Here is a 26,833-nt window from a genome sequence, read left to right as displayed (position 1 = left end):
TCAGATTTACCCCTGTTTCTCGCATAACATCAATAACTGAGAAAGAGGTACCGAGTAATGGCACAGACCCGAATTCTTCCGCCAGCGGACAATGCCCATCAATACCCGTTGCTGATCAAACAACTGCTGCTTTCCGGTCCCAGGTATTCGCCGGATCAGGAAATCGTTTACGCCAATCGCAGCAAGTACACCTACACCGATCTAGTCGAGCGGATTCATCGCCTGGCCAATGCCCTCACCGATGCCGGCGTAAAGCCCGGCGACACCGTCGCGGTGATGGACTGGGACACGCCACGTTACCTCGAGTGCTTTTTTGCCGTACCGATGATCGGCGCCGTGCTGCACACCATCAACGTGCGCCTGTCTCCGGAACAAATCGTGTACACCATGAATCACGCAGAAGACGACGTGGTTCTGGTGCATGATGACTTCCTGCCCATTCTGGAAGGCGTCAGCGGCGAGATCAAAACCGTCAAAAGCTACATTCAGCTGACCGACGAGAGCACCGCCAAGGCCACCAACCTGGAGACGGCCGGCGAGTACGAAGCCCTGCTGGCGAGGGCCGGAACCGAGTTTGATTTCCCCGATTTCGACGAAAACAGCGTTGCCACCACGTTTTATACCACCGGCACCACCGGCAATCCCAAAGGTGTGTTCTTCAGCCATCGTCAGTTGGTGCTCCACACCCTGGCCATGACCGGGTCGCTCTCAGCCTACGACGAGATGCCTCTGCTGAGATCCTCAACGGTTTACATGCCGGTCACACCGATGTTCCACGTGCACGCCTGGGGCGTGCCCTACGCAGCCACCATGCTGGGTATCAAGCAGGTCTATCCGGGTCGTTATGAACCCGAACTGCTGGTGGACCTGCTCAAGGAACACAAGGTGTCTTTCTCACACTGCGTACCGACCATCATGCAGATGATGATGGGTACCGAATCCATCAAGACCGCGGACCTCAGCAACTGGCACGTGTTGATTGGTGGCAGCGCCCTGACCCGGGGATTGTGCGACGCGGGTGCGAAGCTTGGCATCCGCATGTACACCGGTTACGGCATGTCTGAGACCTGCCCGCTGCTGAGCGTCACTCACCTCAAGCCGGAAGATCTGGAACTGCCGTTGGCCCAGCAGACCGCCAAGCGGGTGAAAACCGGGATCGCCGTGCCCATGGCCGAACTGGAAATTGTGGATCCGACCGGTCATCCGGTGGCCCATGACGGCGACGCCAAAGGCGAGGTGGTGGCCCGGGCCCCATGGCTGACCCAGAGCTACTTCAAAGAACCGGAAAAAGGCCAGGAGCTCTGGGAAGGCGGCTGGCTGCATACCGGTGATGTCGCCAGCATGGAACCGGACAACACCCTGGTGATCAAGGACCGCATCAAAGACGTCATCAAGACCGGTGGCGAATGGCTGTCCTCACTGGATCTGGAGAACCTGATCAGCCAGCACCCGGCAGTGGCCGGTGCGGCGGTGGTGGGTATTCCGGACGAGAAATGGGGAGAACGCCCACACGCGCTGGTTACGCTCAAACCGGGCGAACAGGCCAGCCTGGAAGACATCCAGTCGCACCTGAAACAGTTTGTGGAAGCCGGCGAGATCAACAAATGGGCCATTCCGGCACAGATTGATTTTGTTGATGATATCCCCAAGACCAGCGTCGGCAAGATCAACAAGAAGCTGATACGGGATCAGCTGAAGTAACGCCGAAACAGGGGACGGATGGCCATGATCATCCGCCCCCCGTTTAACGGCCTTAAATATCCTCGGGCAGGATCAGTTCGTAGACCATCCCGAGCCCGTTGGTAAACCCGCCCAGACCGTTTCGGCCGCCCCGGTCCGACGTGAAATACATTCGTCCACCATCCGGCGAGAACGCGATCCCTGCAATTTCCGAGGCGTCCTGCCCGACTATCTGTAACAGCGGTTTCAGGTTGCCATCCGGAAGGATCACTACGACCTGCATGTCACCCCCGTCCTCCGCCACCAGAATGTCCCCCTGCGAGGTGACAAACAGGTTGTCCACACCGGAGAGAATGTCGTTTGGCGCAACCGCCGTGGCGCGGTCATAGATCACTTCAATGGTCTGGGCCAGCGTATCGACGGCCCAGATCCGGTCATCGCCCTTGGTGGCGAAGTAGACAACGCCGCGGAAGAACCAGACACCTTCGCCGCCATCGAAAACGGTCGATTCCGGTAACCGGTTCTGGTGCTGCGGTTCGTGGGGGTTCTGGACATCCACCCAGGTGATCGCCTGGGGCCCATCCACGGCAGCTTGCACGCCATTTCCGCCCACAGCCAGCATTTGCAACCGGCCAGCCTGCAAGGCGGCTCTGTCGCTGCCTTCCGGCCAATCAGAAGGATCCGGAATCCATCGGTAAAAGCGTCCGTCCGGCATGTCCTCTGTGAGGTAGAACAGGCGCTCGTCCGGATCGATGGCAGTGGCTTCATGGGAGAAAAAGCCGAGTGTCGGTCGCGGCACACCATCACCGGGCTGATACGGGTCACACTCCCAGACCTGGCCGTTGGGGAATTCCTCACAGGACAGCCAGGATTTCCAGGGGGTCACGCAACCGGCGCAGTTGAAGGTCGTGCCAGTGAGGATGGTGTACGAGTCCACCAGCGTCCCGTCCGGATCGAAAACCAGCGTGCCCACCTGAGCCAGGCCCGGAGTGAACTCCTCAAGCACATTGGTAAGATCCGCCAACTGGGGGAAGGTGAAGCCGATGCTGCCGACGCCGGGCACTTCGCTGTTGCTGATGTAGATCCAACCGCCGTTATCACGGGGCACCACCCCACCGCCATCCGGGAAAATATGCCACGGCCGGTTCCCGATACCCCCGGTGCGGGGACCCATCACAGCCATCCCTTGGGGCTGTGGCAACTCTCCGTTGATCGCCACAATCCGGGTGGCAAACCCCTCGGGCGTGCGAACGCCATGAACGTCGGGTGCCCGCAAAGGACCGATATTCCTGAAACGCCCGAGAAGCTTTTCAACGGTTTCGGGCAGTACTTCTCCGTCCGGAGCCTCTCCCATGCCCGGCGGTGGCGGCAGGGTGGCGCCTGAGGCGCCGGAACCGGAACCGCCACACCCCGACAACCACGAGGCAGAACCCACGGCACCTGCGGTAAAAAACAGGGTTCTCAGAACGTCTCGGCGCGACCAGTGGGGACCCTGGGGGATAATGAATCGGGACATCGTGTACTCCTTAGCTGACAGTTTCACGCACGGGCGGATGCAACAGCGCCGTGCGGACGGCGCGAGGCGTGGACCGGGGCCGATCCTGGTAAATGCGGCTGCTGCCGCTGTCGACACCCACCACCTTGCTCATGGCCAGATCAATCTCGCCGAGCTGATCGACACTGGAGATGCTCCTGACATACAGAAACTCGGCCTGGGTACGCTGGGCTGTCACATCCACCAGCATGAAGCCCGGCGATTTGAGCTCCACGTACTTCATGTGCGGATTGGCCAGCTGGACAGCGACACCCGCAAGACCGGCGATTTGCTCGGGAAAACCCGGAGAGGTAACCGAGGGCGTCACGAACTCGGCGGCAAGGGGATCCGTCAGCGCGTTCTCCAGCAGACTGCCGGGATCCGCGTAGACTTCGTTTGCCCAGGAGGTGTGGATGTCCCCGGTGAAAAATACCGTGTTATCGATGCCCTGCCCGGACAGGGTCTGGAGTATCGCCTCCCGGTCAGCCACATAACCGTCCCACTGGTCCATGTTCAGTGACAGCAACTGACCGTTGAAGGCGGAGATATCCTCCAGCCCCAGGGTGCGGGCCGCGTCCAGCGTCCGGACAATGTTCAGCTCGGAAAACATGACCTGCTGACCAATCATCCGCCAGTGGGCGTCGGACGTCATCAGACCCTCCCTGAGCCAGCTCATCTGCTGCTCACTCATGATGCGGCGCTGGTCGTCAAAGCGGGCGGGATCGGCAGGCGAAGACACCTGCGCATCCCGACCCTCAAGGCGGGTGTCCAGCATAAAGAGGTCAATCAACCGGCCGAACTCGAAGCGTCGCCAGATCCGACCGCTGTCTGCGACCACCTCGCGAATCGGCAACCACTCGAAATAGGCCTGGATCGCGGCCTCACAGCGATTGGTCCAGGCGCCCTCGGTCGCTTCATCGTGGTTCTCCGCGCCGTCCCGATGACTGTCGTTGGCAGACTCGTGGTCATCCCAGATGCAGATCATCGGAAACTGCTGATGTACCGCTTGCAAGTTGCTGTCGGTCTTGTACTGGGCGTGGCGCTGCCGGTAATCCGACAGTTCGAGAATCTCATGGGCAGGCAGCGGGTCGCGGTCGGGAAAGTCACCGTACTCACCCGGACCGTATTCGTAGATGTAGTCACCGAGGTGCAGGATAAAGTCCAGGTCGCTCTGGTCACTCACGGCTTTATAAACGGAAAAAAGACCAAAGGCATAATTCGAGCAGGACACCACGGCGAATCGGGCACGTTCAGCCGGCATACCCGAAGCTGGGAAGGTGCGGGTTCGGCCCACCGGGGAAGTCTGATCACCGACAGAAAACTGATAGTAATACCAGGTGTCCGCCTGCAATCCCGCCGCATCCACCTTGACGCAAAAATCCTGAGCCTGTCCGGTGGTTGTCTGGATCTGACCGACGCGTTCCTGCATGTCCCGATCCCGGGCAACGGTTACCCTGACCGGTATGACACCTGCGTCCCGGGCAAGCGCGTCTGCCGGAGTGACACGGGTCCACAGCACGACGCGGTCGGCGAGAGGATCGCCTGAGGCAACGCCGTGGTTGAATGCGACCGCAGGAGCGCGCTGACTGTTGCTGTCACCGGCGACGTTACCCGGCCCGGAGACTCTGGCCGCGGCCCCGCTGCCCGAACCACCGCCCCCACAGGCCGTCAACGCGCCGAGAGATGTGGCGGCGAGGCCCTTGAGCACCAAACGGCGTTGCTTGTTCATTCTGCTCTCCGGATTCTTGATTGTGAGCCGACGGTCGTCGATCACTTGTTGTGATGGAGATCACAGATTGAAAACAGTCTATTACTCGCGAATGACAGGCACCCCGCACATTGGGCCAAATTAACCGGTTACGGATCTACAAACCGCAAAACGCGAAATCCACATCCGGCGTGCGACCGTCAATGATGTCCGCTATGGCCGCGGCAGAACCGCAGGAATGGGTCCAGCCCAGGGTGCCGTGGCCCGTATTTAGATACAGATTGCCGAAATGACTTTTACCGATGTAGGGCACATTGGATGGCGTTGCCGGGCGCAGTCCGGTCCAGAATTCAGCCTGGTCCCAGTACGCGGCCTCAGGCATCACTTCCGCGGTGCGGCGGACGATCGCCCGGCACCGGGTGTAATCCAGATCCCGGTTATAGCCGTTGAGCTCGGCGGTGCCGGCAACACGGATGCGATCCCCGAGGCGTGAGTACACCAGTTTGTACTCGTCGTCAGTCAGGCTGACCTTGAACGCCGCGGCCTCGTTCCTGACCGGTACGGTGATGGAATACCCCTTGGCGGGGTAGATATTCAGGAACAGACCCAGTTGCCGCGCCAGTATCGCACTGAAGCTGCCCAGGCTAAGCACATAGGCATCGGCACGCTGGGTTTCGTGGCGGCCCTCACAGAGGGTCTGCACACCAAGAACCCGCTCCCGGGTCTTGTCGAAACCGAGGATGTCGGTGCCGTACAGAAAGTGCACGCCGGCTTCCTCTGCCTTGCGCGCCAGTGCCTGGGTGAACTTCCGGGCGTCGCCGGATTCGTCCTCGGAGGTGTAAGTGGCCCCGGCGATGCGATCGCGGATCGGCGCCAGCGCCGGCTCCAGCTCAACGGCGCGGGCAGCATCGATCACCTGGCGGTCGCAACCGAGATCCCGCATCAGCCGTGTGGGCTCAAGAGCGGCATCGAATTCCTGCTGACTGGTGTAGAAGTGCAGTATGCCCTTCTCGAGGTGATCGTACTCCAGCCCGGCCTCCTGGCGCAGGGCCTGCAACTGCGATCGGCTGTAGGTACCCAGGTTCACCATCTGGCGAATGTTATAGGCCGCACGCGCCGACGTGCACTCCTTGAGGAAAGACAGCGCCCAGCGCCACTGGGCCAGGTCAAAACGGGGCCGGAACAACAGCGGCGCGTCCGGTTGGGTCAGCCACTTGAGTACTTTCAACGGCGCCGAGGGATTGGCCCAGGGCTCGGCGTGAGACACCGATATCTGCCCACCGTTGGCATAACTGGTCTCCAGGCCGGCTTTGCTCTGCCGGTCAATAACGGTGACCTCATGGCCTTGTTTGCGCAAAAACCAGGCGGTGGTAACACCAACAACACCTGCACCCAGCACCATTACGTGCATCCTTATCCTCCGCTAAGCGTGAGTCCCGTGCGGGACACCATGGACCGGGCCCCAGTCTAGCGTCCGGGGCCGGCATTGGGTGTTAGATCATCAGCCGCCGGCCCGTTTGACGGTCCAGCCTTTGGCCTGAAGCAGCGGCACGAGGATGTCCCGCTGGTCCCCCTGGATTTCAACGACACCGTCCTTGACGGTGCCGCCGGTCCCACACCGGGCTTTCAGTACCTTCGCAAGGGCCTTGAGTTCTTTATCGTCCAGGGGGATTCCGGTCACAAGGGTGACGCCCTTGCCCTTGCGACCCTTAGTTTCGCGACTGACCCGCACCACCCCGTCACCGGCCGGCCGGGACGGCTGGCCGCAGCAACAGTCAGCAACGGGATGGCGGCAGTCCGGGCACATGCGGCCCTGCTCAGTGGAAAAAACCAGGCCACCAGCGGATCTCGACTTCATTGGTACTCCGATTACAGTGTTTCACGCCCTACTTCAGTCCCGGGGGGTACTCGGTAAACATGTCCGCGACTACTTCGTCGATCAGCTCGCGGCGGTATTCCGGCGATTGGTCCTCGTTGAGGTAACGCCGGCTTGCCGCACGCCACACCACACGCTCGCTCTGCGCATCAACAAGCTCGACCACCAGCTTGCCTTCCTGCACTTCACGAATCGGCGGTGCCGTAGACAGCCCCCAGCCAAAGTTACCACGACCGATGCCGAGACCGAACCCCAGGCCGGAACGTTCGAGCCGTTCCTCCTCGACAATTTGCCAGGTCACCAGCAAATCCGCGACATCTGCCCCGGCCTTGTCGAGCCCCTTCCGGTTCAGCTCGCGCTCAACCGCAGCGCGAATCCGGCTATCATCCAGCGATTCGAAAGACGCACTGTCGCCACCGCGCTCGGGGAATGCCCAGGATGAGTAGTTACCGAAAACGGCGGCCGAGTCGTAATCGGTCACCACGTTGCTGGCACAACCGGCCAGCAACAGCATCGTCAGGGATGCCACAACCGCGCGAATCGTCATAGTACACCTCATGTCTGATTTCCTTGTGTAAAGTATACGCACTCCGAACGGTCAGAGATGTAGCGAGGGTTCCCTACCTTTCGAAACGGTAATCGAGTTTGTGGGCCTCACAAAAAGCGGCAAAGGCCTCGCTATGATCCGCCGGCACCTGCACCCGCGCGTTGACGCTGGCACCGTACTCCACCGCGACCAACAACGCCTCGTGAGTTTCGCACCAGTGCCGCAAGGGCTGCTCATCGGCAAACCCCATGGTCACATCAACCGCGTCCATGGCCTGCTGCACCGACCGTTCCACTGCAGACAACACGCTCTCGGCAGCTCCGGCGTAGGCGCGGACCAGGCCGCCAGCACCCAGTTTGATGCCGCCAAAATAGCGAATCACCATCACCAGCACGTCCCCCATATCCTTGTGCTGGATCACCCCGAGAATCGGCTTACCCGCGGTGCCCGACGGCTCGCCATCGTCGTTCATCGCCGCTTCCGCCGCCGATCCCGGGCGCCCCAACTGGTAGGCCCAGCAGATGTGGCGGGCGTCCGGATGATCCCGGTGGGCCTGATCAAGCCACGCGCGCACCTCGTCACGGCTGCTCACGTGAGCAATACGGGCGATAAACCGGCTTTTCTTTATCTCCGTTTCCCGCTCAAGGTATCCTGCGGGAACAGGGTAGTTCTTGTTCATCTACTCGCGCTCCGCGCACACCGAGGAAATCCAACGTGGAAAATGAAGACGATCCCGTCTCAGCTGGCACCGCACCGCCTGCGAAAATCCGAAAAGCCGGCTGCGGCATCCGCTATGACGAAGGCGAAATTGAGGGCATCGATTTCTCTCGCGCAGCGGAACTCAAACCTGACGCCCCGGCTACCGATGTGTCAGCTGACATCGGTAAAGACCGGCAGGATGACGGTCACCCGAAGCCCGCCTGAAACAGCAAGGTCTGCCCGAATGTCACCATCATGGGCCGCCACAATATCCCGCGCAATGGCCAGCCCGAGGCCCCAACCCTTACCTCCACGGGATTTGTCAGCCCGGTAGAACGGCTCGAACAGATGGGGCAGCATCTCCGGGGGCACCCCCGGGCCTTCGTCCTCGATCACCGTGACCAGAGCGCCATCCACCTTGTTCATGCAGACGTGAACCGCATGACGCGGGCTGGTGTGATCGAGGGCGTTCTGTACGATGTTATCGAAAGCCCGTTGCAACAATCCCTGATCTCCCAGCACGGATACCCCCGGACAATCCGGACTGATCGTTAACTGGCAGTCCACCCCCCGATGCTCGGCATAGTCGGCTGCGTCCTGCAGCACATCGTTGATCACGATCACCGGCTGAACCGCCTCGCGGGGAATGTCGCGCCCCTCTTCCGACACCCGATAGAGCGTGAGAATCTGCGAGGTCATGGCTTCCAGGCGCTCGTTCTGGCGGAGAATGCTCGCCAGCAGGTCTTCGTCCGTTCCGCTTTCACTGGCCAGTTCGATGGCGATCCGCTGCCGGGTCAGCGGCGTTCTCAGGTCGTGGGAAATGTCCCGCAGCAGATGTTTCTGCCGATCAAGCAGACTGCAAAGCTGCTCGGTCATGGCGTTGAAAGCAGCCGCCAGCTGCCCGACTTCGTCCCGCCGGCCGGCAATCTGGTCACTGACCCGCAACTGGGTGTTACCGCCAGCGATGTCCCGGGCAGTGGTTTCCATATGTCGGAGCGGTCGCGAGACCAACCGGGCAATCCACCAGCAAGCCAGTGTAATCAACACAAAAGCAAGCGCCATCTCCAGCACACGGAAAAAGCGCGGGTCGAGCCAACCCTCACCGTCCATCCGTGGCCAGGCCACCAACCGGTACCCCTCACCAACCTCAATCACCGCGGGGCGCTGCCGGTACCAGCCTGACTTCAGGCGCTCACGGATGGCCGAGGGCAAGCGGCCATCCTGCTCATCGTTCTCCACCAGAATGAGGTGCAGTTCCAGGCGTTCGCCCTGCGCTCTCAGAAAGCGCCAGGCCGGCCCCCGGCCCTCACTCCGGCGCACCGTTAATGCCTCCAGGCCCAACTCCCTCAGGCCGACCTGACGCTCGATGGACGCGCGCTCACGATCCATAAGCGCCCGTGTGGCAACGTTGCTGATCAGCATGGTGATCGCCATGGCCAGCCAGATAGACAGGAAAATTCGCCAGAACAGCGGAAACACCACGCGCCGCGTCATGCCGGCACCCGATAGCTGTAGCCCAGCCCTCGTACGGTCTCGATCCGTGGCGGATCGTCGTTACCCAGCTTCTTGCGCAGGTTGCTGATGTGCATGTCCAGGGTCCGGTCATGGGCTTCGAGCCGTCGTCCCAGCGCCCACTGCATCAGGTCGGTTTTACGGACCACGCTGCCGGCATGGGCGAGCAACACCTGAAGCACCTCATATTCCGTGGCGGTGAGTTCGAGCGGGTTGTCATCCTGATAGATCCGGCGATGGGCAGGCTCCACCCGCAGGTCGCCATAGGTGCGGGAAGCGTCCAGATCAACCGCCTGATCCCAGGCGATGCGGCGCAGCAGGGCCTGCAGCCGCGCCACCAGTTCCCGCGGGTTACAGGGCTTGGGGATGTAATCGTCGGCCCCCACCTCGAAGCCGACAATGCGGTCGGTCTCATCACCCCGGGCCGTGAGCAGCACCACCGGGAGGTGGGTTTCGGCACGCAGGGCCCGCAACACGTCGAGTCCGCTGATGTCCGGCAACATGATATCCAGGACTACAATGTCGCAGTTCTGGCCACGGGCCAGCGACAGCCCGTCGTTGCCGGTCGCCGCCTCGCGCACACTGAAACCCTGATTGGTCAGGTAGCGGGCCAGCAATTGCCGTAGCTCATCGTCGTCCTCAACCAGCAATACCCTGTTCTGCATGACTCTCCTCCCGATTGACACGATTCAGTCTAACACGCTGGCCTGCGGTGTCTTTTTCTGGCGATTTTCCTTTGCACAACCTTTACACGGCACTGACACCGGCTGACAGGTTTGTCCGTTAGCATAATCCTCACTGTCACGGGGCTGCTTCGGCGGCTCTACCAATGAGCAAGAGGGTCCAACGATGATCAAACACCCATCCCCCCGGTTTCTCGCCAGCGTCTTTCTGTCCGCAGCGCTATTGGCCAGCCCGCTGGCGCTCGCCGGCAATCACGGAGACAAACATCACGGCCACCACGGCAAGTACAACAACGCCGAAATGTGTCAGCAGATGCGCAACGGCACCGGCAAATTCAGCCCCGAGAACCGCGAGGCGCGGATGCAGGAATACCAGGCCAAAATGGAGCAGCGCCACGCCAGGATGGCCGACCGCCTCAAGCTGACCGACGAGCAGCGCGAGATCTGGGACGAGATCCATCAGGAGAAGCAAGAGAAACGCGCCGCTAAGATGGAGAAATGGCAGGCGAAAATGCAGGAACACTGCGCCAGCCAGTGATCAGTTGCGGGGTTCTGGCGTATGGTATCGGGTATCACCAAGGAGGTTGCCCGACCATGGCCGAACCCGGCTCCCCAATTCCGCTCGTTCGTTTCTGCACATCCATCGAAGACATTGCAGAACCGGACTGGGATGCATTCTGCCCCGGCTCGTACCCGTTTCTCAAGCACCGCTTTCTGCGGGCACTGGAGGCCAATGGCTGCACCACCAGTGAATCCGGCTGGACACCCGCACACCTGACTTTCTGGCTGGACGGCGATCTGGCCGGCGTGGCGCCCGCGTGGCTGAAAGCCCACTCCATGGGCGAGTATGTGTTTGACTGGGCCTGGGCCGATGCCTACCGGCGCTACGGCGAAGAGTACTACCCCAAACTGTTGATCGCCGTGCCGTTCACCCCCTGCCAGGGGCCGCGCCTGCTGCTGGGTGAGACCCTGCGCAAGGGTTTGACGCCCGAGCTGCTTCACAAACTGCTGGACAGCGCCTGTGATGCCCTGGGCGCCCACTCCTGGCACGTACTGTTTCCCAACGCCGATGATCAGCAACTGCTTGAAAAGACCGGGGAGCTGCACCGTCTCGGGTGCCAGTTCCATTGGCGCAACCATGGATACCGGGGATTCGACGATTTCCTCGGCGCGCTCACTTCACGCAAGCGCAAGTCCCTTCGTAAGGAACGCCGACAGGTCAGCGAGTCCGGCGTATCTTTCCGGCGTTTTTCCGGCACAGACATGCCGGCGCAGGTGCTGTCGGCCTTCTATGTGTTCTATCAGGCAACCTATCTCAAGCGGGGCCAACGCCCTTACCTGAATGAGGCTTTCTTCCGCCAGCTGCGCACGGCCATGCCCGAACAGCTGTACCTGGTGATGGCGATCAGGGACGACGACATGATCGCAGGCTCTCTTTTCCTGACCGGTGATGACACACTTTACGGCCGCTACTGGGGCTGTCTGGAAGAGTACGACTTTCTGCATTTTGAAACCTGCTACTACCAGGGCATCGAGCTGGCCATAGATCTCGGCCTGTCCACTTTTGACGCCGGCGCCCAGGGCGAGCACAAGCTGATCCGTGGCTTCGAGCCGGTGGTCACCCACTCCTGGCACGGCATAGTCCATCCGGGATTTCACGAGGCCATTGAACGATTTACCGCCGAGGAGGCGGAACACGTCCGGCGCTATGTTGATGATGCCAGGGAGGCCCTGCCGTTCCGACAGGAGAATACTGGTTAATTTTTATACGATCTTGTAATAACCTGAGCGTGGGTTTCCTGATAATTTCAGAACCCCTCCTTCAGGCATCGGGACAGGTCACACACCATGGATACGGATCAGATCATCAGCCTCATGGACCAGAACAGCATTGCCCTCGTGATATCAGCGGTCGCGCTGATCGTGGCGGTGGGCACTCTCGTATATTCGTCCAGCGCCCGGCGAAACCAGGCTTACCTGGATGCCCAGCTCAAGCAACGCACGGAAACCCTCTGGCGCGATATGGACGAACTTCGCATCAACCAGTTCAATGGCACCCCGCCGCCCCTGCTCGGTGCCGCAGGCGGTGCTCCCGAATCGGCCCAATTCTCTGCCGAGAAGGCCGCGTACGACATTATCTGGCCGCAACTGTGGTTGCTGCACGACCGGCTGGACATGTTCCTGCGCACAGTGGAATCCGGCGAGCCGGCCGGTGAACTCCGGCTGGAAGCGCGTAACGCCGCACTGGAAGCGAGGAATGCGTTGAATCGTCATCGCCCCTACTGCCATGAGGAAGTAGACACGCTGGTCACCAGGGTGATTGATACGGAGATCAAGGCACATCTCGCCGCCTGCCAGTACATGGATCTGCTGAAAGATACCGCCACCTCCGACACCACCCACGACCGCAATATCCAGCGGGAGAAATTCCACCTGCTGTACGATGGGGAGGCGCGGGAACTGATGAATCAGGTGGTTTCCATTATCCGACGACGCACCCTCAGGACAAGCTGAATGAGACGATTTTTGAAAGTAACCACCTGGTTCTTCGGTGGTTTGTTCATGATGTTGGCCGGCCCTCTGCTGCTGGCCACCAGCGGCACCCTGCACAGCGCCGAAAGCTGGCAGACCGCGTCCAGGGACAGCGCCGGAATCGCCCCGCTGGCGGCGGAAACCGAAGAAGCCATCATTCAGGTGTACGGTGCCCGGGCCTGGAGCTGGCGCGGCTATTTTGCCGTGCATACGTGGATCAGTACGAAAGAAAAAGCAGCGGAGCAGTATTACGTGCATGAGGTGACTGGCTGGCGTCAGTACGTGGTAAATTCACGCCCCGGAGACCCGGACCGCCGCTGGTATGGGGCCGAACCGGTGCTGTACGCCGACATTCGTGGCGAGGAAGCCGAAGCCCTCATTCCCGGCATTTACGAGGCGGTGCAGACCTACCCCTATCCAGACGAATATGAAGCCTGGCCCGGGCCCAACAGCAACACCTTCGTGGCCTGGGTGATTCGCGAAACCGAGGGCCTGGACGTGGCTCTGCCGAACCATGCCATCGGCAAGGACTATCTGGGAGATCGCGTGGGCGCATCGGTCCCCGGCGGCTCGGGCTATCAGCTCTCACTGGGGGGCTATTTCGGTTTGCTGGCCGGCGTTCGGGAGGGGCTGGAGCTGAACGTGCTGGGCTTGTCGCTGGGCATAAACCCGCTGGGTCTGGGTATCAAGCTACCGGGCATTGGTGAGCTGGCACTGAGGAATACCAATCCGATGGCCTCCGAATCTGGAGAGTAATGTCAAGACGACGGTGGCCTGCCCGAAGCTCAGAACAGATAACGCACCGCCGCAGCGGCGGCAATCCCGGCAGCGATCGACGGCAGCGGTTTGCGCAACACCAGCATGGTCACTGCGGTGACCAGCAGAGCCGCTCGGGCGCCGGCATCGCCGTCAAAGGCCATGGGCACAACAATGGCGATCAGCACCGAGCTGGCCATGGTGTTGATAAAGCTTTCGACGCGCGGGCTGATCCGCACGAACGACATGGCGAACACGCCGCCATAGCGGGTTGCCAGCGTCACCACCGTCATGATGGCGATGAGCAGCAATATGCCGGAGGTGCTGGTCTCGATGGTCATACCGGTTTTTTCTCCAGCCAGAACAACCCGACCACGCCACCCGCCAGAGCGCCGACCACAACGTGTGTGTGAGGGGGCAGATACCAGTAGGCGGCCAGCGAGGCGGCCGCGGCGACAGCCCAGGCAACCAGAATGCGAGGGGATTTTTTGCCACCCAGAGCCATAGCGAGCAGGAAGCAACCGAGCACCATGTCCACGCCCAGGCTCTGGGGGTCTTGCAGCAGGCGACCGAAGTAAACGCCCATCAGGGTGCCGATCATCCAGGCCAGCCACAATGCCAGCCCGCCGCCAAGAATCACTTCCAGATTACGCCGGCCACTCTGATATTCCTGGGCCGACACCGCCCAGTTGGCGTCGGTCAACAGCAGCAACACGCCATAGCGCTGACGGGGCGGTAACTCTTTGAGCATCGGGTACAGTGACGCCCCCATCAACAGATGGCGGGAGTTAATAGCGAACACCACGGCGATCAACGGTAACACCGAAACCTGGGCGCCCCACATATCGACGGCCGCAAACTGGGACGCGCCGGCAAACACGGTTGCGCTCATCAGCAACGCCTGCAGCGGCTCCAACCCCTTCTGGATGGCGGCCAGGCCAAAGGCAGCACCAAACGCCACCACAAACAAGGAGATGGGAAGCAGCCGGACAAACTCAAGGCGCACCTTGGCCGGCTGAAGCTGATAAGGATAGGAAGCGACAGACATCAGAGAAAACTAAGTCAGAATCCTCAATCAGCGTATAGGTAGTTACCCGCAGACACGGCCTAATGCACGATGTGCACCCGACCGTCTGCCGCAGCAAACGGGTTGTTGAAGCTGCTGCCCTCGCCCTGCAATTTCGCTTCAGGGTGATTCCTTGCCATCACTTCCTTCATTTGCTCTGCATCGGCCTTGGGCACATCCACCATGACCAGGTGCCGTCCGGATTCGATGTCACCGTGGAATTTCCGGATGCGGTAGTTCTCCGTGCCGATACCGCCAAAGCCGCCGAGCCAGCCGCCGGCAATGACCGCGAACACGCCCATCGCAACATATGCAGAGAGCGGCCAGCCAAAGCCGCCCCACGTGGCAATGGGCACCACGAAAAACAGTGCGAACAGGCCACCGATGATCATTCCCCGTTCCACAAACCGGGGCAGATCGGTCTTATCAAGCACGCTGGCGGTGTGCAGCCTGTGGGTATAGAGCCCTGCCTCATCCTTGCTGAAGATGTGGAACCGCCAGTCGGTAATGCCACGCTCGTGCAGATCCTCGGAAATACTCTCGACACTGTCGATAGTGTCCACCAGATAGAAGAGCCGTTTCATAATCGTCCTCCACTCAGATGCCCTGAGTCAGATGATGTGACTTGATTATAAAACAACCAACACAGCTAACCTGATGATTGTTCAAATCGTTTTACGATAAGCAAAACCGGGATATGGCGACTGCATCTAAAGATTCCGGTTTCAGCGTTGACGTTAACGTCAATTGCAGCTAATTTGTTTTTCGTTCCGCCCCAAAAGGGCACTCCAGAACGGAGCACCGGGACACCTGAAATCGAACCGCCGGCCAAAAGCCGGACGACAAGAACAAGATACCCGCTCATGCCGAGATCCGGCCAGGTGGGAGAGGATTTCACACATGCCACATGTTTCACGCACCCCCGACGGGCTGCGTCCCGTCAGCCTTGACGATGTCTGGGAAAAAAATTCCGGCACTGTCTACATGAACGGCAGCCAGGCCCTGGCCCGCCTTCCCCTGCTGCAAGCCCAGCTTGATCGCGCCAACAGCCTCAATACCGCCGGCTTTATTTCCGGCTACCGCGGCTCGCCCCTTGGCGGTTTCGACAAGGTGCTGTGGAAAGCTCGCGATTATCTGAAAAAACAGAACATCCACTTTCTCCCGGGCATCAATGAGGACCTGGGTGCGACGGCGGTCTGGGGCGCCCAGCAGGTCAATATCTTCGAGGGCGCCCAATACGATGGCGTGTTCAGCCTGTGGTACGGCAAGGGTCCCGGTGTCGACCGCACCGGCGATGTCTTCAAACACGCCAACGCAGCCGGCACCTCCCGTTTCGGTGGTGTGCTGGCCGTGGCCGGCGACGACCATGCCTGCAAGTCCTCCACGCTGCCCCATCAGAGCGACTACGCCTTTCTCGATGCCGGGATGCCGGTACTGAACCCGGCGGGCATCCAGGACATTCTGGACATGGGCCTGTATGGCTGGGCCATGTCCCGCTTCAGCGGCTGCTGGGTGGGCTTCAAGGCCCTGGCAGAAAACATGGATTCGTCCATTTCCGCCAACATTGATCTCAGCCGCATCGACATTCGCCTGCCACGCGAGTTCCCGATGCCCGAAGGCGGGCTCAATTCCCGCTGGCCGGACAAACCCATGGCGCAGGAGGAACGCCTGCACCGCTATAAGCTGGAGGCCGCCAAAGCCTTCTGCCGCGCCAACCGGCTCGACCACACCGTGTATTCCGCCCGCCAGCCGAGATTTGGCATTGTCACCACCGGCAAAGCCTATCTGGACGTGATTCAGGCCCTGGCCGACCTCGGGCTGGGCCAGGAAGAACGCGAAACCATCGGCCTGACCGTCTACAAGGTCGCCATGCCCTGGCCGCTGGAGCCGGAGGGCATCTACGAATTTGCCACGGGCCTGGAAGAAATCCTGGTAGTGGAGGAAAAGCGGGGGCTGATCGAGGATCAGCTCAAAACCCAGCTCTACAGCTGGCAGGATGGCCAACGGCCCAATGTCATCGGCAAACGGGACGACCACGGTCACGATCTGCTGCCGACCATTGCCGAACTGACCCCCGCCATGGTGGCCCGCGCCATCGCTTCTCGGCTCGACGGCCGCTACTGCAACGACACCCTGCAGAAACGCCTGGACTTCCTCACCGAAAAAGAACACAGCCTCGCCAACCCGCGGGAGCGTCTGGAGCGCACCCCGCACTTCTGTTCCGGCTGCCCCCACAACACCTCCACCCAGGTGCCGGAGGGCAGTCGTGCCCTGGGCGGCATCGGTTGCCATTACATGGCCACCTGGATGGATCGGGGCACCGACACCTTCACCCAGATGGGTGGCGAGGGCGTGACCTGGCTTGGCCAGGCGCCCTTTACCAGCCAGAAGCACGTGTTCCAGAATCTCGGCGATGGCACCTATTTCCATTCCGGCGTGCTGGCCATTCGCGCGGCCATTGCCTCCGGCGCCAACATCACCTACAAAATTCTCTACAACGACGCCGTGGCCATGACCGGCGGCCAGCCGGTAGATGGCACCCTCAGCGTGCAGCAGATCAGCCACCAGCTCTACGGCGAGGGCGTTCGTCGCATTGCCGTGGTCAGTGACGACATTGACAAGTACCCGTCCCGCGCGGACTTTGCCGACCGCACCACCTTCCATGACCGCAACGACCTGGACGCGGTTCAGCGGGAACTGCGGGAGCTCGAGGGCTGCTCGGTGATCATCTACGATCAGACCTGCGCCGCCGAAAAACGTCGCCGTCGTAAACGCGGCACCATGGCCGATCCCGACCAGCGGGTGATGATTCACTCCGACGTGTGCGAGGGCTGTGGCGATTGCGGCATCCAGTCCAACTGCCTGTCGATCCTGCCCAAGGAAACCGACGCGGGCCGCAAGCGCACCATCGACCAGTCTGGCTGCAACAAGGATTTCTCCTGCGTGCGTGGCTTCTGCCCCAGCTTTGTCACCGTCAAGGGCGGCAAGCTAAAGAAGCCTGCCGGCGTCAGCGCCGACGTCGACTTCCCTGCCCTGCCCGAGCCAACACCGGTGTCCGGCAACGCCCCCTACGGCATTCTGCTCACCGGCGTGGGTGGCACCGGGGTGGTGACCGTCAGCGCCCTGCTGGGCATGGCGGCTCACATCGAAGGCAAAGGAGTGTCGGTGCTGGATCAGACCGGCCTGGCGCAGAAGTTCGGCGCCGTGGTCAGCCACATACGCATTAGCGACCGCCAGGAAAACATTCACGCGGTGCGGATTCCCGCCGGCGAAGCGGACCTGATGCTGGCGTTTGACCTGATGGTGGCGGCCACCGACGACGCCCTGGCGAAACTGGACACCCGTTTTTCCCGCGCGGTGGTCAATGCCGAGCCGGCGATGCCCGCAGCGTTCACCCGCGATCCGGATATCCAGTTCCCCGGCGAATCCATGGAGCAGAGTGTGCGGGAGGCCTGCCGCGCCAACGGCAGCTGGTTCCTCGATGCCGGTGGTCTTGCCAAGGCGCTGATGGCCGATGGCATGGCGGTGAACCTGTTCACTGTGGGCTTCGCCTATCAGCAGGGCCTGCTGCCCCTGAGTGCCCAGTCCATCGAACGTGCCATCGAGCTGAACAACGTGTCCGTCGAGAAAAACAAGCAGGCCTTCCTGTGGGGCCGCCGCGCTGCCCATGATCTGGAAAAGGTCAGGGCGCTGGCGTTCCCGGCACCGAAAGCTGCCGGCGCACAGACGGTTCAGGTGATGGAAACCACCGATCAGTTGATCGAACGCAACAAGGCGCACCTGACCGACTATCAAAGCGTCGCACTGGCCAGACGATACGAGAAACTGGTGCGCGCTGCCGAGAAAGCCATTGCTGGCAGGCTGGGCCGCGACCCGATGCTGTTCCGCGCCATTGCCGAGAACTACGCGAAGGTGCTCGCGTACAAGGACGAGTACGAAGTGGCCCGCCTGTTCAGCAATGGCAGCCTGCGCAAGCAACTTGCCGAAGAGTTCGAGGGCGAAGTGGAGCTGGAATTCAATCTGGCGCCCCCGCTTCTGAGTCGCAGCAAGAACGGGGAACGGCCGAAAAAGCTCAAATTCGGAATGTGGATGGAAACCGTGTTCGCGCTGCTGGCCAAAGCCCGGGGTCTGCGCGGCACCCCGCTGGACCCGTTCGGCTACACCGCCGACCGCCGGCTGGAACGCAGGATCATCCGGGAATACGAGGCCGACGTGGCCTTCCTGCTCCGGCATCTGAGCTCGGATCACGCCGTGGCGGCCCGCAACCTGGCTAGCCTGCCGGCCAAAATCCGCGGTTACGGCCCGGTGAAAGAGCACGCTTACCAGGCCACCCGCAAGGAACGCAACCAGTGGCGGGCCGAGCTCAACCCGCAGGCGCGGGAACATCAGCAAATCGCCAACGCGGCGGTCTAAACTGTAAACAGGGCGGCCGGCCTCTACCTTGGGGCCGGGCCGACTGCCCGCTCCATCAAGTCGCTTCCGCAGGCCTCACAAGGGCAGCGGCGGCCACGGACGAGAGGCAAAACGCCATGAACGTATTCAGCCATCCCGAGTTCGACAACCACGAACACCTGTCCTTTTTCTGTGACCCGGAAACCGGACTGAAAGCCATTGTGGCCATCCACAACACCTCCCGCGGCCCGGCCCTGGGCGGATGCCGCATGTTCCCCTACGCCACAGACGAAGAAGCCCTGCGTGATGTGCTGCGGCTGTCCCGGGGCATGACCTACAAGTCTGCCCTGGCCAACCTGGATCTGGGCGGCGGCAAGTCGGTGATCATTGGCGATCCCCGCAAAGACAAAACCGAGGCACTCATGGAAGCCCTCGGCCGCCATCTGGAAAGCCTGGGCGGCCAGTACATTGCCGCGGAGGACTCGGGTACCAGCGTACCGGACCTCAAGGCGATGGGGCGTCACACCCGGCACGTCGCCGGTATTGCCGACCGCACCGGTTTTGACGGCAACCCCAGCAACGGCGACCCCTCGCCGGCCACGGCCTATGGCACGTTCATTGGCCTGCAGGCCGCTGTAAAGCACAAGCTGGATCGCACCGATCTGACTGGTCTGAAAGTCGCCATTCAGGGCATTGGCAACGTCGGTTTCCGGCTCGCCAGGCACCTGAAAGAGGCGGGCGCGGAGCTGTGGGTCTACGACATCCACGAGGACAACATGCAGCGGGCAGTGGATCAGCTGGGCGCCAGACCGGCGTCTGCTGAGGACATTCTGTTCCTGCCGGTGGATGTGGTGGCTCCCTGCGCCATGGGCGCGGTGCTGAACGGCGACAGCATCCCGCGGCTGCAGGCTCCGATCGTTGCCGGTGCCGCCAACAACCTGCTGGCGCGCCCGGAACACGACGCCATGCTGCGGGATCGGGACATTCTCTATGCCCCGGACTTCGCCATCAACGCCGGCGGTATCATCGATGTGTTCTATGAGCGCACCGGCGCCACGCCGGGCACCGTGCGCGCCCATGTGGACACCATCGGCGACACCCTGACCGAAATTTTCAACCGTTCCAGCCGTTCAGGCCGCCCCACCGGGGCCACCGCTAACGAACTGGCGGAAGAGCGGTTTCACAAACATACCGCGGGTGCCGGGCTGGCGCCTGAGCGGTTGGCTTGCACCGGGTAACCTGACACCGGTGCACCCCCCTTGGGAGCTGCAGGCTTCTGCAGTTCCTCTTTTTTAATCCCTGACAAAAACAAGTACCGCAGGAGATCGTCATGTCTGTCACTTCATCAGGTTCGGCCACCTATCCGGGGGCACTGGAAGGCGCCAACGCCAGACGCGGCCTCTGGTCGTCGCGCCTCGCCTTTATCCTTGCTGCCACCGGCTCCGCCGTCGGCCTCGGTAATATCTGGAAATTTCCCTACGTTACCGGCGAGAACGGCGGCGGCGCCTTCGTTCTGGTGTACCTGCTCTGCATTGCCATTGTCGGCATCCCCATCATGATGGCAGAAGTCATGATCGGCCGGCGCGGCGGGCGCAGCCCGGTCAACAGTTTGCGCCTGATTGCCGAGCGCGACCGGTTGAAACCGGCCTGGAAACTGGTGGGCGCCGTCGGCGTTCTGGCGGGCTTCCTGATTCTTTCGTTCTATTCCGTCATCGGCGGCTGGGCCATTTCCTATGTCGGCACCACCGCCAGCGGCCAGCTCACCGGCCAGTCTGCCGACGCGGTTGGTGCCATTTTCTCGGGGCTGCTCAGCAACCCCACGACCCTGCTGGCCTGGCATACCCTGTTCATGGCGATGGTCATGGTGGTGGTCGCACGCGGCGTGCGCGCCGGCTTGGAGCGGGCCGTCAGCATCCTGATGCCGGCCCTGTTCGTGTTGTTGCTGGTGGTGGTGGGCTACGCCATGACCACCGGCCACTTTGGCGAGGCCGCAGCTTTCCTGTTCCAGCCCGACTTTTCCAAACTCACCACCGCAGGCATTCTGGTGGCGCTGGGCCATGCCTTCTTCACTCTTAGCCTCGGCATGGCGGTGATGATGGCCTACGGCTCTTACCTGCCGAAAAACATCTCCATCGCCAAAACCTCGATCACAGTCTCTGTCATCGACACCGGCGTGGCGCTGCTGGCGGGCCTGGCCATCTTCCCGATTGTGTTTGCCAATGGCCTCGAGCCAGGCGCCGGGCCCGGTCTGATTTTCCAGACCCTGCCCCTGGCCTTCGGCCAGATGCCCATGGGCACCGTGTTTGGCACCCTGTTCTTTGTACTGCTGATCTTCGCGGCCTGGACGTCGGGAATTTCCCTGCTGGAACCGATTGTGGAATGGCTGGAGGAGCAAAAGGGCATGAACCGAGCGGTCAGCACCCTGGCGGCCGGCATTGTCTGCTGGGCACTCGGTATTGCCTCGATCCTGTCCCTGAACCTGTGGGCGGATGTGGCCCCACTGGGCTTTATCCCGATGCTGGAAGGCAAGACCATCTTCGACCTGCTCGACTTCTTCACCGCCAACATCCTGCTGCCGCTGGGTGGGTTGCTGGTGGCGCTGTTCGCCGGCTGGGTGATGTCCCGCCAGGCCATGGAAAACGAGCTGTCGCTGTCGCCGGCGATGTTCAACCTGTGGTTGGTGACCGTTCGCTTCGTTACACCGGTGGCGGTAGCGGTGGTGTTTATCTACAACCTGCTGTAAGGCGCCAGGGAGGCGGTGTTTGCCGTCTCCCTGCCCCCCCTTACCGCCTTTTGCCCCCTTGCCCCGACTGTACTTCCTGCCCCAATGCTTTACGTCTTTTCACACCGTTTTACAGCTGTGACCACATTCTGTCCCTTTCTAACCGGCCAAAGCGGATGGGCGTCCCGTAAAGTGAACGGCATAGAACAATGGATCAGAGAGGTCACACCATGTCAGCAGTAACCGCATCGTTTCCCGTACGCCGTCAGGACTTCGGTTTTGAGGAAGTGCCACGGCACTGGGTCGACAGTGACCCGTTCATGACACACCTGTTCAATGCCCTGTCCGCGCTGTTTCCGGATGGCGAGCGTTTCTTTGTGGACAGCGTCCGCGCGGTACGCGACCAGATCAATGATCCGCAGCTGCAAAAGGACATCGGTGCCTTTATCGGACAGGAAGCCATGCACGCGAAAGAGCATGGCCACTTCAACGAAGGCGCTATCAATCAGGGTTTTGACATCAAGAAGCTGGAAGGCTGGACCCGGGGCTTTCTGTCGGCGAAGAACCTGCCGCTGCTGAACAACAAGCGCGTGCATCTGGCCGCCACTGTGGCCCTGGAGCACTTCACCGGTATTCTCTCAGCCCAGCTGCTGAAGCGTGAGGATCTGGTCAACTCCATCGATCCTTCCATGCGCACCCTGTGGGCCTGGCACTGCGTGGAAGAAAACGAGCACAAAGCTGTTGCCTTCGACACCTATGAGAAGCTCTACGACAAGGGCGTGGCGGACTACGCGATTCGCATGGGTAGCATGGCACTGATCACCGCGCTGATCATGGTGGCGATCCACTCTTTTATCGTGGAGCTGATGCGCGAAGACAAGCAGCTGCTGAACCTGCGCTCCTGGGCCAAGGGTCTGAACCGCGTGTGGGGCCCCAAAGGCCTGTTCACGGCGATCGTTCCGGAGTACCTGGATTACTTCAAGCCGAACTTCCACCCCTGGCAGCACGACACCGAATTTCTGCTACGCAAGTGGCGTAAGCAGCTCAATCTCGCCTGAGGGTTCGCCCCATCCAGGCCCCCTTACAACCGCTCGAGCGAGGCCCTGAGGGTCTCGCCGATGCGGGCATTCAGTTTCAGCGACACCAGCTCATCAGCCCGGGTGCGCCCAAGATTCAACGTGGCAATGGGTTTGTCCCATTCGGACGCGTAGCGGCAGAAGCGAAACCCCGAATACACCATCAGCGATGAGCCGATCACCAGCAGACTATCGCAGGCCTTGAGGGCATCCAGCGCAGAAACCACCCGCTCTTTGGGCACAAAATCCCCGAAAAACACCACATCCGGCTTCAGAATACCCCCACACTTCGGACAATCCACCAGACGGAAATCCGCGAAATCCACATTCAGATCCGCATCCCCGTCCGGCGCGGTGTCGGCGGTGTACTGCCGGAATCCGGGATTGAGATCGGCACAGCGGTCGTGCACCTCATCCCGCGGGCAGCGATAACCACAGCTCATGCACAGCACCTCATCGGCGCGACCATGGAGATCGGTCACCGCGTGGGTACCGGCTTGCTGGTGCAACCGGTCCACATTCTGGGTTACCACCCGGTGGCTGTGGTTGAGTCGTTCCAGTTCGGAGATGCAATGATGGGAGGGGTTCGGCCGGGCATTCCGCATCACCGGCCAGCCGATCAGGCTGCGGCCCCAGTAGCGGCGGCGGGTGTGAATGTCTTCCATAAACGCGTTGTGCTGAACCGGCTGCTTGCGCTTCCAGGCGCCGTCACCGTCCCGGTAATCCGGAATGCCGGAATCGGTGCTGACCCCGGCACCGGTCAGAACCATCAGCTTCGGGTAGCGGTGAATAAACTCTGCCAGCAGCGCCCCCGCCTCGTCCGGCTCGTGCAACACCGGCGGCTGCGCCGGATCGGGCAGACGCTGGCTGGAGCGGAACGGTCGGCTTCGATGGGTGGTCACAGGCACACAGACTCCGGCTTTCAGCCCGGCTTGCGGGCCACATAAACAGTATTGAACGATTCCCTGTTCTGGAACGGGTTGTAGAAACTTACGACGTGGCAGTCCACATCGATGAACACCTCCCGCAACACCGCCATGAATGCCTCATCCTCGCCCTCGTTGGACCACATGGCAAACACGCCCCGGGGCTTGAGCTGACGTGCCATCAGGCGCAGGTTGTTGGTGGTGTAGAAACTCGCGCTGGAGTTATGCAGCAGCGCCCGCGGCGAGTGGTCGATGTCCAGCAGAATGGCATCAAACCGCTTACCCGGTAACGCGGGATCAAAGCCTCCGGTGTCCGGATCGGCGATGGCCAGCTCAAAAAAGCTGCCATGGATGTAGCGGTTCCGTGCATCGGCATTGAGGTCTTTGCCCAACGGCACCAGCTCCTGCTGATGCCAGCCGATCACCGGTTGCAGGTACTCCACCACCAGCAGCTCACTGACACGCGGGTGCTTGAGAGCCGCCACGGCCGTATACCCCAGCCCAAGACCGCCCACCACCACACTGAGGCTATCCCCTTCGGTCTCGCCCAGCCCGATATCAGACAGCGCGACCTCGGCGTCCACAAACATGCTGGACATGAGGAATTCCTCGCCCAGCTTCACCTCATAGATGTCGCGATCGCCAATGGCCGGGATGCGTCTTCGGCGCAGGGTGATCTCACCGATCACCGAGGGCTGGCTGTCTATTTGTTCGAAAAGCAGTCCCATTTCTTACGACTCTTCTGGTGTGGGGGCTGGTTTTACTTGGGAGTTGCCTCTACCAGCCTGATAGTCCGTGCAGTCACCGGTGGGTCGGGCCGTCCAAAACACGCTCAAGCCCATCCATGGGGCGCTTGGGCTCCGCCATCCCTGGCTCCGCACAGTTTTGGACGGCCCGACCCACCGGCTCTTTGTTCTACTCCCCTGTCCGCTCTGGTAAAGCGTTACTGAAGCATGCTGCAAGAGTATTACGCATTTTGTCTTCGCCCAATTTTTCCATCAGCTCAATGTTTCGTTGGGGGATTTCATCCACATCCGGATAACTGTCAATCGCTGCTTCCAGGCTGGCTTCCCGCAACAGGTGAAGCATCGGGAACGGGGAACGGTTGGTGTAGTTCTCCGCCGCGTCAGGTTCCGTTTCAGCGAACTGATAATCTGGATGAAAGCTGGCGATCTGGTAGACGCCTTCCATATCCAGGTAGGCTAACAGACCATCTGCCGCGTCCAGGAATTCATTGTAGAGACCAAAGTCCCGAAGCACACCCGGATGGATCAACAGAGCGGTTTCGATCTCGGGTTCGTCATCCAACCGTTGAAGCTCGGCGTGCAGCGCCTGCAGTAACTCATCTTCCGTCACTGCCTCCGATACGACAAACCGAACCCGATTCCGGACCAGTTCCCGTTTGGCGAACGGACACAGGTTATATCCCACGACCACGTCTTCGACCCACTTTCGAGTCGCATTAATAACTTTGTTCTCACCCATGCGCTTGCCGTTTCCTTGATTCAGTCAAAGGCCCCTACAGGTACCCCTGACTCCTCAGATAATCATCGTAAGACCCGCTGAAGTCAGTAATCCCGTCGGCCTTGAGTTCAATAATCCGAGTAGCCAAAGAAGAAACAAACTCCCGATCGTGGCTGACGAAAATCAGCGTACCCGGGTAGTTCTCCAGCGCCAGGTTCAGCGCCTCGATGGACTCCATATCCAGGTGGTTCGTCGGCTCATCCATCAGCATCACGTTGGGCTTCTGCAGAATCAGCTTGCCGAACAGCATACGCCCCTGCTCACCACCGGAAATCACCCGCACGGACTTACCGATATCATCGCCGGAGAACAGCATCCGCCCCAGCGTACCGCGCACCAGTTGCTCACCACCGGTGGTCCATTGGGCCATCCAGTCCGACAGCGTATCGTCGCTGGCGAAGTCCGCAGTATGGTCCTGGGCGAAATAGCCCACCTCGGCGCTGTCGGTCCACTTCACCTCGCCGCTGTCCGGGGTATAGGCGCCGGCCATGCACTGCAGGAGCGTGGTTTTACCAATACCGTTGGGGCCGATGATGGCCACCCGCTCGCCGGCTTCTACCTGCAGGCTCAGGTTCCTGAACAGAGGCTTCTCATCAAACCCCTTGCTCATCTTGTCGAGGGTGACTGCCTGGCGATGCAGCTTCTTGCCCTGTTCGAAACGGATAAACGGGCTCACCCGGCTTGAGGGCTTCACCTCTTCCAGCTGGATCTTGTCGATCTGACGGGCGCGGGAGGTGGCCTGCTTGGCCTTGGAGGCGTTGGCGGAGAAACGGCTGACGAACTGCTGCAGCTCAGCAATCTGCGCCTTTTTCTTGGCGTTGTCCGACAACATGCGCTCGCGGGCCTGGGTAGCGGCTGTCATGTATTCGTCGTAATTGCCCGGAAACAGGCGCAGCTCGCCATAGTCCAGATCCGCCATGTGAGTGCACACGCTGTTCAGGAAGTGGCGGTCGTGGGAGATGATGATCATGGTGCTGTTGCGGGCCACCAGGATGTTTTCCAGCCAACGGATGGTGTTGATATCCAGGTGGTTGGTGGGCTCGTCCAGCAGCAGCACGTCCGGGTCGGAGAACAGCGCCTGGGCCAGCAGAACCCGCAACTTCCAGCCCGGTGCGAGGGCGCTCATGGGGCCGTCGTGCTGTTCCAGGGGAATGTCCAGGCCCAGCAACAGTTCGCCGGCGCGGGACTCCGCCGTATAACCGTCCATTTCGGCGAACTGCACTTCCAGATCGGCCACGGCCATGCCATCTTCCTCACTCATTTCCGCGAGGGAATAGATGCGGTCGCGCTCTTTCTTGACCTGCCAGAGCTCTTCGTGACCCATGATCACCGTGTCCATGACCGAGCACTCTTCATAGGCGAACTGATCCTGCCGCAGCTTACCCAGTCGAATGTTGGGCTCCAGCATGACCTGCCCGGAGGACGGTTCCAGGTCGCCACCGAGAATTTTCATGAACGTGGATTTACCGCAACCGTTGGCGCCGATCAGGCCGTAGCGGTTGCCATTGCCGAATTTGACGGATACGTTTTCGAACAGGGGCCGGGCCCCGAACTGCATGGTGATATTGGCGGTGGAAATCAAGAAACTGACCTGTCTGTG

The 26,833-nt window shown here is 60.9% G+C and carries 25 protein-coding genes; 10 read left to right on the top strand and 15 right to left on the bottom strand.

Features of this window, described 5'->3' with window-relative positions:
- Window positions 1–57: 57 nt before the first annotated feature.
- Window positions 58–1,701, top strand: coding sequence for a fatty acid--CoA ligase (locus R0125_RS03440; RefSeq protein ID WP_248182008.1), 1,644 nt, complete (start codon window positions 58–60; stop codon window positions 1,699–1,701).
- Window positions 1,702–1,753: 52 nt separating this feature from the next.
- Here R0125_RS03440 and R0125_RS03435 read toward each other — a convergent pair whose 3' ends face one another.
- From R0125_RS03435 to R0125_RS03410, 6 genes are all read right to left on the bottom strand, one after another.
- Window positions 1,754–3,196, bottom strand: coding sequence for an alkaline phosphatase PhoX (locus R0125_RS03435; RefSeq protein WP_317237146.1), 1,443 nt, complete (start codon window positions 3,194–3,196; stop codon window positions 1,754–1,756).
- A 10-nt stretch (window positions 3,197–3,206) separates the two neighbouring features.
- On the bottom strand, window positions 3,207–4,943 hold the full coding sequence (locus tag R0125_RS03430) for an alkaline phosphatase D family protein (protein WP_317237145.1): 1,737 nt from the start codon (window positions 4,941–4,943) through the stop codon (window positions 3,207–3,209).
- A 136-nt stretch (window positions 4,944–5,079) separates the two neighbouring features.
- Window positions 5,080–6,333 carry a D-amino acid dehydrogenase gene (locus tag R0125_RS03425; protein ID WP_248182011.1) on the bottom strand — a complete coding sequence of 418 codons (1,254 nt, stop codon included), beginning with the start codon at window positions 6,331–6,333 and terminating at the stop codon, window positions 5,080–5,082.
- Between the two features lie 90 nt (window positions 6,334–6,423).
- Entirely contained in the window at window positions 6,424–6,780 is a 357-nt protein-coding gene (locus tag R0125_RS03420; protein WP_248182012.1) for a translation initiation factor Sui1, read from the bottom strand.
- Between the two features lie 28 nt (window positions 6,781–6,808).
- Window positions 6,809–7,357 carry a DUF4136 domain-containing protein gene (locus tag R0125_RS03415; RefSeq protein WP_317237144.1) on the bottom strand — a complete coding sequence of 183 codons (549 nt, stop codon included), beginning with the start codon at window positions 7,355–7,357 and terminating at the stop codon, window positions 6,809–6,811.
- A 61-nt stretch (window positions 7,358–7,418) separates the two neighbouring features.
- Window positions 7,419–8,024: a YigZ family protein gene (locus tag R0125_RS03410; protein WP_248182014.1), complete on the bottom strand. Its 606-nt coding sequence runs from the start codon at window positions 8,022–8,024 to the stop codon at window positions 7,419–7,421.
- A 35-nt stretch (window positions 8,025–8,059) separates the two neighbouring features.
- Here R0125_RS03410 and R0125_RS03405 point away from each other — a divergent pair, with 35 nt between their 5' ends.
- Window positions 8,060–8,269, top strand: coding sequence for a hypothetical protein (locus R0125_RS03405; protein WP_248182015.1), 210 nt, complete (start codon window positions 8,060–8,062; stop codon window positions 8,267–8,269).
- Here the strand turns inward: R0125_RS03405 and R0125_RS03400 are convergent.
- Entirely contained in the window at window positions 8,216–9,538 is a 1,323-nt protein-coding gene (locus tag R0125_RS03400) for a sensor histidine kinase (RefSeq protein ID WP_248182016.1), read from the bottom strand. The two genes, R0125_RS03405 and R0125_RS03400, sit on opposite strands and share 54 nt — an antisense overlap.
- A complete protein-coding gene (locus R0125_RS03395) occupies window positions 9,535–10,221 on the bottom strand; it encodes a response regulator transcription factor (protein ID WP_248182017.1) in 687 nt (228 codons plus the stop codon). The genes R0125_RS03400 and R0125_RS03395 overlap by 4 nt, the downstream gene beginning before the upstream one ends.
- A gap of 184 nt (window positions 10,222–10,405) precedes the next feature.
- On the opposite strand from R0125_RS03395, the gene R0125_RS03390 reads away from it, so the two are divergent.
- The 4 genes from R0125_RS03390 to R0125_RS03375 all read left to right on the top strand — a co-directional run bounded on the left by R0125_RS03390 (window position 10,406) and on the right by R0125_RS03375 (window position 13,527).
- Window positions 10,406–10,777: a hypothetical protein gene (locus R0125_RS03390; RefSeq protein WP_317237143.1), complete on the top strand. Its 372-nt coding sequence runs from the start codon at window positions 10,406–10,408 to the stop codon at window positions 10,775–10,777.
- A gap of 56 nt (window positions 10,778–10,833) precedes the next feature.
- Complete coding sequence (locus tag R0125_RS03385) at window positions 10,834–12,000, top strand: GNAT family N-acetyltransferase (protein ID WP_317237142.1); 1,167 nt, start codon at window positions 10,834–10,836, stop codon at window positions 11,998–12,000.
- Between the two features lie 87 nt (window positions 12,001–12,087).
- Window positions 12,088–12,753 carry a hypothetical protein gene (locus R0125_RS03380; RefSeq protein ID WP_317237141.1) on the top strand — a complete coding sequence of 222 codons (666 nt, stop codon included), beginning with the start codon at window positions 12,088–12,090 and terminating at the stop codon, window positions 12,751–12,753.
- On the top strand, window positions 12,754–13,527 hold the full coding sequence (locus tag R0125_RS03375) for a DUF3750 domain-containing protein (protein ID WP_248182021.1): 774 nt from the start codon (window positions 12,754–12,756) through the stop codon (window positions 13,525–13,527).
- A gap of 29 nt (window positions 13,528–13,556) precedes the next feature.
- Here R0125_RS03375 and R0125_RS03370 read toward each other — a convergent pair whose 3' ends face one another.
- From R0125_RS03370 to R0125_RS03360, 3 genes are read right to left on the bottom strand one after another with little or no spacing between them, the layout of a single operon-like run.
- On the bottom strand, window positions 13,557–13,868 hold the full coding sequence (locus R0125_RS03370; protein WP_317237140.1) for an AzlD family protein: 312 nt from the start codon (window positions 13,866–13,868) through the stop codon (window positions 13,557–13,559).
- Entirely contained in the window at window positions 13,865–14,575 is a 711-nt protein-coding gene (locus tag R0125_RS03365; RefSeq protein WP_317237139.1) for an AzlC family ABC transporter permease, read from the bottom strand. The genes R0125_RS03370 and R0125_RS03365 overlap by 4 nt, the downstream gene beginning before the upstream one ends.
- Window positions 14,576–14,634: 59 nt before the next feature.
- A complete protein-coding gene (locus R0125_RS03360; protein WP_248182024.1) occupies window positions 14,635–15,177 on the bottom strand; it encodes a hypothetical protein in 543 nt (180 codons plus the stop codon).
- 316 nt (window positions 15,178–15,493) lie between these two features.
- Here R0125_RS03360 and R0125_RS03355 point away from each other — a divergent pair, with 316 nt between their 5' ends.
- The 4 genes from R0125_RS03355 (at window position 15,494) to R0125_RS03340 (ending at window position 22,765) form a co-directional block, all read left to right on the top strand.
- Window positions 15,494–19,006, top strand: coding sequence for an indolepyruvate ferredoxin oxidoreductase family protein (locus tag R0125_RS03355; RefSeq protein ID WP_317237138.1), 3,513 nt, complete (start codon window positions 15,494–15,496; stop codon window positions 19,004–19,006).
- A 116-nt stretch (window positions 19,007–19,122) separates the two neighbouring features.
- A complete protein-coding gene (locus tag R0125_RS03350; protein ID WP_317237137.1) occupies window positions 19,123–20,223 on the top strand; it encodes a Glu/Leu/Phe/Val family dehydrogenase in 1,101 nt (366 codons plus the stop codon).
- Window positions 20,224–20,315: 92 nt separating this feature from the next.
- Window positions 20,316–21,728, top strand: a complete 1,413-nt coding sequence (locus R0125_RS03345) for a sodium-dependent transporter (protein ID WP_248182027.1) — start codon at window positions 20,316–20,318, stop codon at window positions 21,726–21,728.
- 209 nt (window positions 21,729–21,937) lie between these two features.
- Window positions 21,938–22,765, top strand: coding sequence for a metal-dependent hydrolase (locus R0125_RS03340; protein ID WP_317237136.1), 828 nt, complete (start codon window positions 21,938–21,940; stop codon window positions 22,763–22,765).
- A 23-nt stretch (window positions 22,766–22,788) separates the two neighbouring features.
- Here the strand turns inward: R0125_RS03340 and R0125_RS03335 are convergent, their stop codons facing one another.
- The 4 genes from R0125_RS03335 to R0125_RS03320 form a co-directional block, all read right to left on the bottom strand.
- Entirely contained in the window at window positions 22,789–23,691 is a 903-nt protein-coding gene (locus R0125_RS03335; protein WP_317237135.1) for an NAD-dependent protein deacetylase, read from the bottom strand.
- Between the two features lie 14 nt (window positions 23,692–23,705).
- On the bottom strand, window positions 23,706–24,437 hold the full coding sequence (locus tag R0125_RS03330; protein WP_248182030.1) for a spermidine synthase: 732 nt from the start codon (window positions 24,435–24,437) through the stop codon (window positions 23,706–23,708).
- 187 nt (window positions 24,438–24,624) lie between these two features.
- Window positions 24,625–25,194, bottom strand: coding sequence for a DUF1415 domain-containing protein (locus R0125_RS03325; RefSeq protein ID WP_248182031.1), 570 nt, complete (start codon window positions 25,192–25,194; stop codon window positions 24,625–24,627).
- Between the two features lie 34 nt (window positions 25,195–25,228).
- Window positions 25,229–26,815: an ABC-F family ATPase gene (locus R0125_RS03320; protein WP_248182032.1), complete on the bottom strand. Its 1,587-nt coding sequence runs from the start codon at window positions 26,813–26,815 to the stop codon at window positions 25,229–25,231.
- Window positions 26,816–26,833 lie beyond the last annotated feature (18 nt).

The organism is Marinobacter sp. M-5, from assembly GCF_032911545.1.
Taxonomy (GTDB): domain Bacteria; phylum Pseudomonadota; class Gammaproteobacteria; order Pseudomonadales; family Oleiphilaceae; genus Marinobacter; species Marinobacter goseongensis.
The sequence above is the reverse complement of the archived record's forward strand: the minus strand, read 5'-3'. Positions and strand labels throughout refer to the sequence as shown.

What these genes read in the sequence shown, in the direction of transcription:
- R0125_RS03340 (WP_317237136.1), top strand. Translation starts at nt 21,938, where the DNA reads ATGTCAGCAGTAACCGCATCGTTTCCCGTACGCCGTCAGGACTTCGGT.
- R0125_RS03440 (WP_248182008.1), top strand. Translation starts at nt 58, where the DNA reads ATGGCACAGACCCGAATTCTTCCGCCAGCGGACAATGCCCATCAATAC.
- R0125_RS03325 (WP_248182031.1), bottom strand. Translation starts at nt 25,194, where the DNA reads ATGGGTGAGAACAAAGTTATTAATGCGACTCGAAAGTGGGTCGAAGAC.
- R0125_RS03385 (WP_317237142.1), top strand. Translation starts at nt 10,834, where the DNA reads ATGGCCGAACCCGGCTCCCCAATTCCGCTCGTTCGTTTCTGCACATCC.
- R0125_RS03345 (WP_248182027.1), top strand. Translation starts at nt 20,316, where the DNA reads ATGTCTGTCACTTCATCAGGTTCGGCCACCTATCCGGGGGCACTGGAA.
- R0125_RS03380 (WP_317237141.1), top strand. Translation starts at nt 12,088, where the DNA reads ATGGATACGGATCAGATCATCAGCCTCATGGACCAGAACAGCATTGCC.
- R0125_RS03330 (WP_248182030.1), bottom strand. Translation starts at nt 24,437, where the DNA reads ATGGGACTGCTTTTCGAACAAATAGACAGCCAGCCCTCGGTGATCGGT.
- R0125_RS03370 (WP_317237140.1), bottom strand. Translation starts at nt 13,868, where the DNA reads ATGACCATCGAGACCAGCACCTCCGGCATATTGCTGCTCATCGCCATC.
- R0125_RS03400 (WP_248182016.1), bottom strand. Translation starts at nt 9,538, where the DNA reads ATGACGCGGCGCGTGGTGTTTCCGCTGTTCTGGCGAATTTTCCTGTCT.
- R0125_RS03420 (WP_248182012.1), bottom strand. Translation starts at nt 6,780, where the DNA reads ATGAAGTCGAGATCCGCTGGTGGCCTGGTTTTTTCCACTGAGCAGGGC.
- R0125_RS03360 (WP_248182024.1), bottom strand. Translation starts at nt 15,177, where the DNA reads ATGAAACGGCTCTTCTATCTGGTGGACACTATCGACAGTGTCGAGAGT.
- R0125_RS03390 (WP_317237143.1), top strand. Translation starts at nt 10,406, where the DNA reads ATGATCAAACACCCATCCCCCCGGTTTCTCGCCAGCGTCTTTCTGTCC.
- R0125_RS03350 (WP_317237137.1), top strand. Translation starts at nt 19,123, where the DNA reads ATGAACGTATTCAGCCATCCCGAGTTCGACAACCACGAACACCTGTCC.
- R0125_RS03410 (WP_248182014.1), bottom strand. Translation starts at nt 8,024, where the DNA reads ATGAACAAGAACTACCCTGTTCCCGCAGGATACCTTGAGCGGGAAACG.
- R0125_RS03355 (WP_317237138.1), top strand. Translation starts at nt 15,494, where the DNA reads ATGCCACATGTTTCACGCACCCCCGACGGGCTGCGTCCCGTCAGCCTT.
- R0125_RS03415 (WP_317237144.1), bottom strand. Translation starts at nt 7,357, where the DNA reads ATGAGGTGTACTATGACGATTCGCGCGGTTGTGGCATCCCTGACGATG.
- R0125_RS03365 (WP_317237139.1), bottom strand. Translation starts at nt 14,575, where the DNA reads ATGTCTGTCGCTTCCTATCCTTATCAGCTTCAGCCGGCCAAGGTGCGC.
- R0125_RS03395 (WP_248182017.1), bottom strand. Translation starts at nt 10,221, where the DNA reads ATGCAGAACAGGGTATTGCTGGTTGAGGACGACGATGAGCTACGGCAA.
- R0125_RS03435 (WP_317237146.1), bottom strand. Translation starts at nt 3,196, where the DNA reads ATGTCCCGATTCATTATCCCCCAGGGTCCCCACTGGTCGCGCCGAGAC.
- R0125_RS03425 (WP_248182011.1), bottom strand. Translation starts at nt 6,333, where the DNA reads ATGCACGTAATGGTGCTGGGTGCAGGTGTTGTTGGTGTTACCACCGCC.
- R0125_RS03375 (WP_248182021.1), top strand. Translation starts at nt 12,754, where the DNA reads ATGAGACGATTTTTGAAAGTAACCACCTGGTTCTTCGGTGGTTTGTTC.
- R0125_RS03430 (WP_317237145.1), bottom strand. Translation starts at nt 4,943, where the DNA reads ATGAACAAGCAACGCCGTTTGGTGCTCAAGGGCCTCGCCGCCACATCT.